We start from the raw sequence: 12,019 nt of genomic DNA, 5'->3' as shown, positions 1-12,019 counted from the left end.
ATGGAACCTACCGCATTTCATTATCTGGCCATCAGCGCGGCGATGTTCTCGCTGGGCGTGATCGGGGTCCTCACCCGGCGCAACGCCATCGTCATTTTTATGTGTGTCGAGCTCATGCTCAACGCCGTGAACTTGAGCTTGGTCACCTTTTCCCGCCTCATGAACGATGCTGACGGCTCCATGCTTGTTTTCTTCGTGATGTGTGTGGCGGCTGCCGAGGCAGTTGTAGGCTTGGCGATCATCATCTCGATGTTCCGCAACAAGCAAAACATCGACATCAACAATTTCAACCTCTTTAAGTGGTAAGGGCCTGAGCCTCAGAATCAATGGAAAATCCAATCATTTTCTCCCTGATCCTGCTGCTTCCGATGTTGGGAGCGTTCCTGATCGGTGTAGGCGGGTTCATTGCGCCGGGCTTCCGGAAGAATGAAAAAGGCATCGGCTTTTTGGCGACCCTCATGGTGGCCATTCCGTTTTTTATCATTCTCTATGCCTTCTTCAACTTCCACGAACCGATTCATTTCGGCCTTTTTGGTTCGTCCGACTCCTTGCAGTGGATGTATTCGAGCAGTTCGAGTGTCGGGTTGAATCTCTTTTTTGACTATCGTCTGGATCAGCTTTCGCTCACCATGGGCTTGATTGTCACAGGTGTCGGGGCGCTGATTCATATCTATTCGATCGCTTATATGCATGGCGATCGTGGCTACTACAAGTTTTTCCTCTACCTGAACCTCTTCATCTTCGCGATGTTGAACTTGGTGTTGGGCAACAACATGGTGGTGCTGTTCCTGGGTTGGGAAGGCGTCGGAGCTTGCTCCTACTTCCTCATCGGCTTCTGGTACGAAGACATGGAGAAGGCCAAAGCTGCTCAGAAGGCATTTGTGGCCAACCGTATCGGTGACTTTGCGATGATCGTCGCGATGTTGATTCTGTACAACAACTTCCACACGCTCAACCTGTTTGACGTGACCCTGACCGACGGTACCGTGATTGGCGGCTTGATCGAACAACTCGGCAACTTGCAGGGAACTGAAGCTTGGTTGGTGCCCTTGTTGATCTTCATTGCTGCAACGGGTAAATCGGCTCAGATTCCATTGTTTGTCTGGTTGCCTGACGCTATGGCGGGTCCGACACCGGTCTCTGCTTTGATCCACGCCGCGACGATGGTGACCTCCGGTATCTATTTGATTGCAAGGATGGGAACTGCATTCTTGGTCGAAGAAGCGGAAACCGTGCGGATGATTGTCGCCTTCGGCGGTGCTGCGACGGCCATCATGGCGGCGATGATAGCCATCGCACAAAACGATATCAAGAAAGTCCTCGCCTACTCGACCGTGTCGCAGTTGGGCTTCATGTTCATGGCATTGGGTGCAGGCGCCTTCACGACGGCGATTTTCCACGTGATGACGCACGCCTTCTTCAAGGCCTGTTTGTTCTTGGGTTCCGGTTCCGTGATTCACGCGATGGACCATACGCATGCCGTGAAGGATCCACAAGACATCCGCACCATGGGCAATCTGAAGAAATATATGCCTGCAACGCATATCACCTTCTTCATTTCGACCTTGGCCATCGCGGGTATCCCCGGTTTGGCTGGCTTTTTCTCCAAAGATGAAATCTTGACGATGACGTTCATGAACTTCATGAATGGTCAATCGTTTTACCTGTTTGTTTGGGTCATCGGTTTGACGACGGCAGCGATGACGGCATTCTACATGACCCGCGTGTACTTCTTGACCTTCCGCGGTGAAGAGCGTTTTGCACTTCCCAAGGCTGGCAAACACGGACATGAGGACCACGGACATGGCAAGGACGCCCATGCAAAAGATGCACACGGTGCTGACGATCATGGTCATGGACACGATCACGGTGTGCATGCACCGCATGAGAGTTCGCCGTTGATGACGATTCCTTTGTACATCTTGGCCGGATTGGCGATTGTCGGCGGCTATTTGGGTTTGCCTGCTGTCTTCGGACATGGCACGCACGCATTGAACAACTGGCTGGGTGGTCATGGCGGACATGAAGGTGTCGTTTCCATGCATCATTACGAGGAATTGGAGCATCATGCGAGCTTCGGATTGGAGATCATCTTGATCTTGGTTTCGATCGCCATCGCCGCAGGCGGGGTCATGTTCTCCTGGAATCTCTACAAAAAGCATGGCCTCAAGGGCGATGCCATGGTTAAAAAGACCCTTGGCAAGTTCTACACCCACATGGAAAACAAATTCTACGTGGACGAACTCTACCAAAAAGTCATCATTGATCCGTTTGTCTTTGCAGGCAAGAATGTCATCATGGCCTTTGACAAATGGGTGATCGACGGTTTTGTGAACGGCTTGGGCAGCGTGATGTTGTTCTTCGGGGACACCCTGAAACTGCTCCAAACGGGCGCAGTCGGCAACTACGCCATGATGGTTGTGGTGGGCGTCGTGGCGATTCTCTCCTATTTGATGTTTGCTTAAGGGATCACATTGGTGATTGAAAATACAAGGGGTGGACTTCGGTTCGCCCCTTTTTTGTTGGGGTGACAGGTGCAATGTATCATTTGCATTTTCCCTCGATTTGAACCATTTTTGTTCAGATTCAACGACTTCAAAATGTTAGTCAAGACCTTAAAACCTATTGATTCTAATCTTAGCCGGATCAAAAAGGCGTACGGCGTACATCGTCGTGCGCATGCGAAGGGATTGGATTTGAAAGTAAAACAAGATTTCGGTACCAATCCCATTGTCGATCGGTTGCAGGAATTGCATTTCACGTTGCTCGGTACAATGGTCAGTATTCAATCCAATCCATCGGGAGCGGAAACAAAGGAAATTCTGGACGCTCTCAGAGAGCAAATTCTCGCTTTTCGCAAAATCAAACAAATTCTTGCTGATGACGAGAATCAAGTCGACACCGGACTGACCGAACTTGCAAAGGTCATTCTGATAGAATTTTACGATTTGGAGGCAATGCTTCGTAGACTCGTAGGGAAAAAGATTAAAACGAATCCGAAGAGATCCGAGTTGATCAAGGCAATGGCTGAAAAATCTAAATCGGCCACTTCAATTTCGATCTCGCACTGGAAATGAAAGTCAGGCAACGCGAAATCGTAGAATTGCCGTTCTACCTGCCGCAAGGCATTCAAAACCATCCTGCTTTGGTCCTCTCCACAGACGATGCCATCGAATTGGAAGATGCGTTCGTCGCGGTGATGATCACCTCGCAAAAAATTGACGATGAATTCAGCTTTCAGTTGATTGACGATATGCTTTCCATGCCAATGGATAAGCCTTATCGAGAAATTCGCCTACACCTTGTCAGTCTCTTTCGCGTGAAAGACGTCATTCCCAATTCACATCTCCGAACGAAAGTGAAACCGGATGACTTCGAAATCATTGTTCGCCAAATTTCAGCGACAGCCTTCGGAATTCAACTGTAAACGTTGACCGGCTCCCCTTTAGGCAAATAGCATCCATTAGGAACGATGGTTCTGGCCCGATTGTTGTGCATAATTCAGGTTGCAATGTCGATTCTCGGGGAACAACTTTTCCCTAAATTTGCAGCGCTTAAAAAATTCTGTCAGCCTCTACCCCGATCATGAAAAAATTTCTGAAGAAAACGTTAAAGGTCACAGCCATTACCCTTGGGGTGCTGTTGATCATCCTCATCCTCATTCCATTCATCTTTGGAAAACAAATCAAACAAGCCGTCAAGGATTACATCAACAAGGAGGTGAATGCAACGGTGTACTTTGAAGACATCGGGATCGGTATCTTCCGCAACTTCCCCAACTTGACGGTGTCTTTGGACAAATTCGGGGTGATCGGCAAGGACGAATTCAAGGGGGATACCCTTTTGGATGTCGAGCGTTTTGGGGTCGTGGTCGATCTGTTTAGCCTCTTTGGAGACAAATACAAGGTGAACAAACTCACGTTGGACGCACCGCGCATCCATGCCAAAGTCAACAAAGCCGGCAAGGCCAATTGGGACATCATGAAACCCAGTACGGACACGCTAGCCGTGGACACCGCCGCAGTGGATACATCCTCCTCTGCCCTTTCGCTGCAATTGAGCGGGTATGCCATCAACAATGGTCAGGTCATCTATGACGACCGTGCCGGCGACATGTACCTTAAAATCGATAACCTCAACCACAAAGGCAACGGCGACTTTCAGGACGATGCCTACGATTTTGACACATATACCTCTGCCGACACCGTCACATTCAAAATGGGCGGTACCAACTACTTGAACAAAGGCAAGATCGATGCGGACTTGACCGTGAACATTGACACCAAAAATGGCATTTACACGCTGAAAGACAACCGCATCGGCCTCAACGAGATCGAGTTGAAATTCGATGGCATGGTGACCATGAAGGGGGACAACATCGGCATGGATATCAAATTCGGGACGAATGAGAATACCTTCAAAAGCATCCTGTCGATGGTTCCGGGCATGTACACAAAGGACTTCTCCGACATTGACACCGATGGTACTTTCAGCTTGGATGGCAGCGTGAAAGGCAATTACAACGAAAAGTCAATCCCGGGATTCAAGGTGCATTTGGGCGTGGAAAATGGCCGATTCAAATATCCTGACCTGACGGAGGAAGTGAAAGACATCAACTTCGACTTCAAAGCCGAAAGCCCCGGCCCTACGCTCGACAACTTGAAAATCGAATTTCCGAAGTTCCATGCAATGTTTGGCAAGGCCCCGATCGATGCGCGGTTGCTGCTTACCGGCGTCACAAAGGCCAACATGTTCATTGATGCCTATCTCAAGGCCAGCTTGAATTTGGAGGACCTCCTGAAAATGTTCCCGATGGAAGGCCAGGACATGAAAGGCAAATTCACCGTGGATGGCACAGCCAAAGGGACAGTGAACGTCGACAAAGGTTTATTCCCAGTGGTGAATGCGATTATGAAGTTGGAGAATGGCTACTACAAAACGGTGGACTTCCCTTCGGCAATTGACAAGATGAGCATGATTGCCGACATGAAATGCCCTGGCACCAACATTGCAGAGGCGGTTCTGAATGTCACCAAATTCCATGCGGAAATCGACGGCGAACCGTTGGATGCCACATTGAGTGCAAGAAACTTTGACGACGTCAACTATTCGGCCACGGCAAAAGGTAAGCTCAACCTGACAAAACTGGCCAAAATTTACCCCGTCGAAGGTACGACGATGTCTGGAATGCTGGACTTGGACGTGACCACAAGCGGCAAAATGAGCGACATCGAAGCCGAGCGTTACGCCGACCTGCCGACAAGCGGTTCGCTGAATGTTACCGGCCTGAAATACGTTTCGACGGATGTTCCCCAGGGAATCGCCATCAGCGCCGGACGGATCACCTTCACACCGGAGAAACTCAACATCGAGAAATACATCGGCGAAGTAGGCCACAGCCCGGTCAATATCACCGGCTATCTGAACAATTACCTTGCCTACGCCTTGTTGCCCAATCAGAACATCAAAGGAGAAATGAACCTGACCTCCAGCAAGTTTGATGTCAACGAATGGATCGTTGATGAGCCTACCCCTGCCCCTTCCGCTCAAGCCGCCGCGCCGGAGGTGCCGATGGAGGTGTACGAAGTGCCGGGCGACATCGACTTCACGTTCAATACGAGCATTGCCAAGGTGCTCTACGACAACCTGACGTTGGACAACATGGCAGGTCAAGTGCTCTTGCGTGACCGCAAAGTGAGCTTCAACAACCTCGTATTCAACACACTGGGTGGCAACTTCAAACTGGGTGGCGGCTATGATACCAAGGATGTCAAAGCGCCAGCGGTGGACTTCGCGGTCGGGATCAACAATCTGGACATCAAGAAGTCCTATGAGACTTTTGTGATCATCAAGAGCTTTGCTCCGATCGCCAAGTTTGTCAACGGCAAATTCGGGACGAGCTTCTCGATGACCGGCAAATTGCTGGGCGACATGAGTCCGGATTTGAATTCGATCAATATCCCGGACGGCATTGCAACGGTGACCGATGGCAGCTTGAAGGGCTTCAAGGCCTTGGACATGGTGGCTGACAAAATCAAGGTCGAGAAACTGCGGCAGCTCAACCTCAAGGACATCAAGATTTTCTTCAAAGTGGCCAATGGCCGCATCAACGTCGAACCTTTTGACGTTCCGATTGGAAATGGAAAAATGACCGTCAAGGGCAGCAATGGCTTGGATCAATCGATGGCCTATGATTTGGCATTCGACCTGCCGGTCGGCGTCGCTGGACAAGCTGCGATGAGCGCCGTAGGCGGACTCATCGGCAAGCCGATGGATGCAGGGCAGAATTTCAAAGTGAGCGTTGGCTTGGGCGGCACCGTCGACAATCCGAAAATCACCTACGTCAAGAACGCCAACGGCGAATCCGCAACGGAATTGGTTCAGGAGAAAATCGAAGAGACTGTGAAGGTGGTCAAGGATTCGGTCAAAGCTGTCGTGACGGAAAAAATCGACGATGCCAAGGAGAAGGCCAAAGCGGAAGCTGCGAAGCTCATTGCTGAGGCTGAAAAGGTAGCAGCGAAGATCCGCGCAGACGGCAAAACTGCGGCTGACAAGATCAAATCCGAAGCCAATAAAAAGGCCGATGACATGGAAAAATCCGCCAAAAATCCGTTGGAGAAAATCGCCAAGAAAAAGGCTGCGGATCTTGTGCGCAAAGAAGCCATCGACAGCGCCAACAAGGTGGAACGCGAAGCCAATGCCAAGGCGGACAAGGTAATGGCCGATGCCCGCGCAAAGGCTGATGCATTGATGAAAAAATAAGAAATCCGCCAATGCTCCTAGCGCAATACATTGGAATGAAGGGTCGCCGGAACGCGTTGAGTTGCTTTGCAGCATTGCTGTTTGGCGTCCTTGCTGCACCTCAAATCAAGGCCCAATCAGACGGCCCAATGCCTGAATTGGGAATTGACTTCAATTTCAATCATACGGACGTGATGATGGGCGGATTGGCGGGGATTGCCTTCCCTACCGCAAACGCCTCCTTGTCAGCCACTTTTAAGGGCAGGTTGGGCACCAAAAGGGTGATGATCGAAGGGGAAGCACCCGAGACCTATTTCCAATACCGCGAGCGGCGCTATTTGCTCGGATTGCAAGCTGAAAAGCGCTTCTTGCTGAACGAATTCGACGAATCCACCCATTTTGGGGCCTACGTTGCAGGCTTTGGCGGATTGGGATTTGGCGATTATCGCGGTACGAAGGCAGCGGCCTCCACTGGATTTGCCTGGAGCGCCGAGGCAGGCCCCTACATTTCCGACCCTGGCGCCATCATTGCAAGGCTGGGTTATCAATACCTTCCGATGCAAACGAAAAACGTATTTGACCATCGCATTGTCCTCACCATCACCATTCTCGTCAACTGACTATGCGCCGTTACCTTCAATTTTGCCTGCTTTTTCTCCTTGCCGTTCCTTTTTCGGCCTGCCTCAACAACAATGATTCCGATTGCGATCCGACGCTGTTTTGCAATACGTTTCGGCCCACGGAAGCAAGCGTCTACCTTTCCATCACCAACGACACCGAAAACCTGGCAGTGCCGCTTTCCGTCTATTTCGGAAATGCGAGCGACAGCAGCCTTTACTTTCGGGATACGGTTTCAGGCGGCAGCGTGAGTTACGTCTTGCCGATTGAGCAGCGGTATAGCTTCGTGGTCAAATACAGGCAACGCGGCGCGACGGTGTATGCGGTCGATGGTGGCAAGCTCAGCTATAATTCCACAACGAATTGCAACGAAACCTGCTATACGACCAGAGACCTCAGCCTGAATCTGAAGCTGATCGACTGATCCTTTTGCAAAAAAGTCAGTCTCCGACAACCAAGATTGTGCATATTTCATTCAGAATTAGTTCAGATTCTCGGAATATCCGAACCGCCAAATAGGCCAAATGCACAAATTACTCATAAAGTGCTGTTTATCAGTGCCTAATTTGGAAATTCAGCCTCCAATCCAGCGAACTAAATCTTGAATAAAAACCAGGGACGATTCTCCCGTCTGTGGATAAAATCCCTTTCAAAATCGGGTTAATTCGGCGATTTAGACGTATTTTTAACCTTTCTGAAATGATTAATTGTTTGAAATGACTCCTTGTTTAAAATTCGCTGAAATTGAATCCTTTGCGGCCTCATTTCGACGGATCAAAAGCAAGGAAGTGACACAAAGAGCATGAGCGACGAAATCAAAGACAACAGCAATTATAATGCTTCCAATATTCAGGTGTTGGAAGGCTTGGAAGCAGTGCGGATGCGTCCGGCGATGTACATCGGCGACATTGGCGTACGTGGTTTGCACCACTTGGTCTATGAGGTTGTAGACAACTCGATCGACGAAGTGATGGGTGGCTATGCCACTGACATTCAGGTATTCATACAGCCAGACAATTCGATCCGTGTGCGTGACAACGGCCGTGGCATTCCGGTGGACATGCACGAGAAGGAAGGCAAAAGCGCCCTCGAGGTCGTCATGACCGTGCTTCACGCCGGTGGCAAGTTTGACAAGAGCTCCTACAAGGTCTCCGGTGGTCTTCACGGTGTGGGCGTGAGCTGCGTGAATGCGCTTTCCGATCCATGTCTTGTGCGTGTGCACCGCGACGGGAAAATCTATCAGCAGGAATACAAACGGGGTATCCCGCAATACGATGTCAAAGTTGTCGGCGAAACGACCGAACGTGGCACGGAAACCACTTTCTGGCCCGATGGCACGATCTTCACCACGACCGAATACAAGTTCGACACCCTCGCAGCACGTATGCGTGAGCTCGCGTTCCTGAATGCAGGTGTGCGCATCACGCTCACAGACGAGCGCGAAGAAGTCGAAATCAAAGATGACAACGGCGTTGTGACCTACAGTGGTCCGCTTCAGAAGCATTATCACAGCGAAGGCGGTATCAAGGAGTTTGTCCAATTCCTCGACCAAAGCCGCGAACCCTTGCATTCGGAGCCGATTTTTATCAGCGGCATCGATGAAGCAGGTACGGTTCCCGTCGAAGTTGCGCTGCAATACAACCGCAGCTACACGGAAAATCTGCACAGCTACGTCAACAACATCAACACCCACGAAGGGGGCACGCACGTTTCCGGCTTCAAAAAGGCCATGACGCGCAGCATGAAAAACTACGCCGACAAAACCGGTGCGACTTCGAAGCTCAAATTCGAAATTTCGGGCGATGACTTCCGCGAAGGTTTGACTTGCGTGATTTCGGTCAAAGTGCCTGAGCCTCAATTCGAAGGGCAGACGAAGACCAAACTCGGCAACAGCGACGTCGGCAGTTTTGTCGAAACCATCGTCTATAAAGCGCTCAACGAATACCTCGAGGAAAATCCGAAGGTAGCTGCCGTGATCATCCAAAAGGTGATTTTGAGTGCAGAAGCGCGGAACGCGGCCAAGAAGGCCCGCGAACTTGTGCAACGCAAAAACACACTTGTGGGTGGTGGCCTTCCTGGAAAGCTCGCCGACTGCAGCAGCCGCAAACCCGAGGAATGCGAATTGTACCTCGTGGAAGGTGACTCCGCAGGTGGTTCGGCCAAGCAAGGTCGTAACCGCTTCTTTCAGGCCATTTTGCCGTTGCGTGGTAAGATTTTGAACGTGGAGAAGGCCCATCCTTCGCGCATCTACGAAAACGAGGAGATCAAGAACATGATCACTGCCCTCGGGGTTTCAGGGATCGGCGCTGGCGAAGAACTGAACATGGATCGCCTCCGTTATCACAAAATCATCATCATGACGGATGCTGACGTCGACGGTTCGCACATTCGCACGCTGATTTTGACGTTTTTCTACCGCTACATGAAGGCCCTGATCGAATCGGGCTACCTCTATATCGCCTCTCCTCCCCTCTATCAAGTGCGCAAAGGCAAGCAGGCCAAGTACTGCTGGACCGAAGCCGAACGCGAAATTTTGGTCGAGGAAATGGGTGGAATGGACAAAGTGACCATTCAGCGCTACAAAGGTCTTGGTGAGATGAACCCTGAGCAATTGTGGGAAACCACGATGGATCCGGAGTTCCGCACCTTGCAACTCGTGACGGTGGAAAGTGCTGCTGATGCCGACTGGATCTTCTCGATGTTGATGGGCGATGAAGTCCCACCTCGCCGCGAATTCATCGAGCAGAATGCGAAGTATGCCAATATCGACGCATGATCAGAATTCTCAGAATTTTCAGAATCACGCCTTGGGTTGAATTCTGGATGTTCTAGAAGTTACATAGATTCTTTTTGATTTCCCAGTGGGCTCATTTTGAATGGGTTTGCTGGGAATCTTGCTTTGGGGAAATCGTGTGATCGGGGAGTTGAATTCGAATGGGAATTTGATTTCAAACTGGCTTTGCGTAGGCGTATGCGATGACCGCTAGGGCATCATCTCGACGAACTTAAGCAGCTAAAAACAAGTTCACATTCACATAACATTGAAATATAGCCTATTGACTTGGTGAATGTGGATTTATTTTATATCTTCGAATTGCGTTGTTGTTGAATCGGCTTGAATTTGGACTTTTCTGACCCGTTGGGTAGCCGAGCGTTGGACGAAAAATTGGCAACTTAGTAAGCTCTGAATTATGCAGGCGCTGTTTGAATTGATCCACGGAATGGCCAAGGAGGAAAAGAGGCTCTACAACCTCCACGGCCGGAATAGTCGCTTTACGCAGATTTACAAAGGTTACCTCACGGTGACCGAATACAACAAAAATCTAGACCGCGACATCTACCAAAAGCACTTTGCAAGCTTCAGCAAGGCGTTTTATTCGATGCAGAAAAATGCCCTTCTCGACGATATTTTGGCTGTTTTGCTCGAATACAGCAATTCAAGCCAAGACGAATTCAACATCTTTAAGTACCGGGCCAAGTACGAAGTCCTGAATTACAAAGGTTTCCACGACCAAGCGCTGGACTATATCCAGTCCGCCATCGAGTCTTCCGAGAAATTGGAAAATCCCAAAGAGACGTTGCGCCTGCTCGAAGACTACCGCGATACGCTCGCGCAAAGCCCCAATGCCGATTGGAAAGCCTATTCCAAAGCGCTCGACCGCATCGAAACGCTGGAATCCGAAGTACAGTCAACCCTGACGCTCAACACCTTGCTGCAAAAAATGGATGTGCTCATTGCAAGCCATCACAACGGCACCGGTTCAGCACAAGAATTGAAACAACTGGCCGAAAAGGTGAAGTCCGACATCAGGGAAATTGCGACCGCGCAGCCCAGCAATGCGAGCAACACGGCTGCATTTTGGTCGGAATACCGATTCAGCAAGGCATTTGAGGATAAATTCGAATTGCACCGCAGACTTGTTCAGTTGGAGAAGCAAGCGGTCAAGGAAAATTATCCGCGTGAAGTGCGTTTGCAGGCCGTCAATCTCTTGATGGAAAGTTCGTTGGAATGCGGGGATTTTCTGCTCATTAACGGATTGATCTACAAAACCGAAAAGGAACTGGATCAGCTTACGCCGGCGCTACGCAAGAATTTCCTTCCCAAATTCCTGGAACTGAGTAGCATCTATCATTTCTACGAAAACGATTTGCCGCTGGCGCAAAAGGAAATCAGCGAATTGATCAAGTTGGAGGATTCGACGACGGAGGAGCTCACACGTTATTATTTCTACAAAATCCACATTCAGATTGCAGCGACCCTTCACCGCAATGCCGCCGAAACCGTGGTCGAAATGATGGAACGTATTCCAAAGCTGGACCTCGATCCGCAGGCAAAACTTGTCGAATTGCTCATTGCCGTGGGATTGAACAACCGTGAAGAGGCGCTTGTGCGGCTCCAAAAACTGCGTACCTTATTGCGGAAAAGCATTGATGGCAAAAAATGGAGCCATTTAAGGTTATTCCTGGACATGCTTCAGAAATTCCTCGCCAAAAAGTCATTCTCCCTTCAAGACCTTCAAACCATCGAAACCGAATGGCGCGACCTGCTGAAACTCAACCTATGGCTCAAGTCCAAGGTGGAGGGCAGCTTCTATTACAATGCGATCCTCAGTTATTGGCATGGACGCAAGAAGGTGCTCAATTATTGACCCCTGCTACT

General features: G+C 50.0%; 9 protein-coding genes. All 9 read left to right on the top strand.

Annotation, left to right across the window (positions count from 1 at the left end):
• The 9 genes from nuoK to IPN95_23675 all read left to right on the top strand — a co-directional run bounded on the left by nuoK (window position 1) and on the right by IPN95_23675 (window position 12,008).
• Entirely contained in the window at window positions 1-306 is a 306-nt protein-coding gene (gene nuoK, locus IPN95_23715) for an NADH-quinone oxidoreductase subunit NuoK (protein MBK9452373.1), read from the top strand.
• A 20-nt stretch (window positions 307-326) separates the two neighbouring features.
• Window positions 327-2,465 (top strand): NADH-quinone oxidoreductase subunit L, encoded by a 2,139-nt coding sequence (nuoL, locus tag IPN95_23710; GenBank protein MBK9452372.1) that lies wholly within the window; start codon window positions 327-329, stop codon window positions 2,463-2,465.
• A 135-nt stretch (window positions 2,466-2,600) separates the two neighbouring features.
• Window positions 2,601-3,077, top strand: coding sequence for a hypothetical protein (locus tag IPN95_23705; protein ID MBK9452371.1), 477 nt, complete (start codon window positions 2,601-2,603; stop codon window positions 3,075-3,077).
• Window positions 3,074-3,427 carry a hypothetical protein gene (locus tag IPN95_23700; protein MBK9452370.1) on the top strand — a complete coding sequence of 118 codons (354 nt, stop codon included), beginning with the start codon at window positions 3,074-3,076 and terminating at the stop codon, window positions 3,425-3,427. Before IPN95_23705 ends, IPN95_23700 begins: the two co-directional genes overlap by 4 nt.
• A 158-nt stretch (window positions 3,428-3,585) precedes the next feature.
• The gene (locus IPN95_23695; protein ID MBK9452369.1) at window positions 3,586-6,762 is read left to right on the top strand and encodes an AsmA family protein; all 3,177 of its coding nucleotides are present in this window, start codon (window positions 3,586-3,588) and stop codon (window positions 6,760-6,762) included.
• 35 nt (window positions 6,763-6,797) lie between these two features.
• A complete protein-coding gene (locus tag IPN95_23690) occupies window positions 6,798-7,361 on the top strand; it encodes a hypothetical protein (protein MBK9452368.1) in 564 nt (187 codons plus the stop codon).
• A gap of 2 nt (window positions 7,362-7,363) precedes the next feature.
• Window positions 7,364-7,783 carry a hypothetical protein gene (locus IPN95_23685; GenBank protein MBK9452367.1) on the top strand — a complete coding sequence of 140 codons (420 nt, stop codon included), beginning with the start codon at window positions 7,364-7,366 and terminating at the stop codon, window positions 7,781-7,783.
• Window positions 7,784-8,161: 378 nt separating this feature from the next.
• On the top strand, window positions 8,162-10,135 hold the full coding sequence (gyrB, locus tag IPN95_23680) for a DNA topoisomerase (ATP-hydrolyzing) subunit B (GenBank protein MBK9452366.1): 1,974 nt from the start codon (window positions 8,162-8,164) through the stop codon (window positions 10,133-10,135).
• A 415-nt stretch (window positions 10,136-10,550) separates the two neighbouring features.
• Window positions 10,551-12,008 carry a hypothetical protein gene (locus IPN95_23675; GenBank protein MBK9452365.1) on the top strand — a complete coding sequence of 486 codons (1,458 nt, stop codon included), beginning with the start codon at window positions 10,551-10,553 and terminating at the stop codon, window positions 12,006-12,008.
• Window positions 12,009-12,019 lie beyond the last annotated feature (11 nt).

It is taken from the genome of Bacteroidota bacterium, assembly GCA_016718825.1.
In the GTDB taxonomy this organism is placed as follows: Bacteria; Bacteroidota; Bacteroidia; order J057; family JADKCL01; genus JADKCL01.
Note: the sequence above shows the minus strand (reverse complement) of the source record. Positions and strands in the feature narration are given on the sequence as shown.